This is a genomic window from Imperialibacter sp. (assembly GCF_040222815.1).
Lineage (GTDB): Bacteria > Bacteroidota > Bacteroidia > Cytophagales > Cyclobacteriaceae > Imperialibacter.
This window is the reverse complement of the sequence record NZ_JAVKCH010000006.1, coordinates 1-833: the sequence shown is the minus strand read 5'-3', so window position 1 is coordinate 833 and position 833 is coordinate 1. Positions and strand designations below refer to the sequence as shown.

Sequence of the window (833 nt, the reverse complement as noted above, 5' to 3'; positions counted from 1 at the left end):
GAGTCAGATCAGCTCGGTGCAGATAACCCCGGGCCACACCACTGCCACCGATGTAAAGCTCACCAGCCACACCCACCGGACACAAACCCCCGCTGCTATCTAATATGTAAATCCGTGTGTTACCAATCGGAAGGCCAATCGAAATATTGCCCGTTGTCCCACTCCCACTACCTGCATGAAAACGATATACACTGCTGCCCACTGTGGCTTCGGTAGGACCATATTCATTGATAATCTCTACATTGCTCGTCTCTAAAAAGCGGACCTGGCTGCTATGCAAAGCTTCTCCACCTACTACGATGCGGCAACACACCTGTGTTCCTGTGCTGAATACTCCTTCCATTAAATGAAGGTGTGCAGGCGTGACCTTTAAAAACTCATAAGGCGCATTCGATAAGAAGTCTGGCTCTGAAAAAACATCCTGTGAGCCCGACGGCGCTATCACCAGGCATTTGCCATGGATCAAACAGCCAAAAAGGCTCGTCAAAGAGGCATCAAAGGTATAAGACAAATGAAAATAGCTACCAGAAGCATTTTCTTGCCCATTTTCTATATAAGAGGTCTTATCATTGTCCAGATAACTCACAAGATTCCCATGCTCCACCATCACCCCCTTGGGTCGCCCGGTGGAGCCGGAAGTGTAAATCACATAGGCCAGATTCGAGCTGGAAACCCCACTTGAAACCGCTTCAGTGCTGCATGCATCTATTAAGTCCCGGTCCGATCCATCTACCTCGATTACCTGGCAAGAGCCCGCCAAGCGATCAGACAATGCCACACTGCTAACCACACACGATACCCCGCTGTCATTAACCATGTAGCTGATACGATCC

General features: G+C 49.3%; 1 protein-coding gene. It reads right to left on the bottom strand.

What is annotated here, in order from left to right:
- A partial coding sequence (locus tag RIF36_RS01650; protein WP_350149300.1) for an AMP-binding protein occupies positions 1–833 on the bottom strand: 833 nt, incomplete at both ends.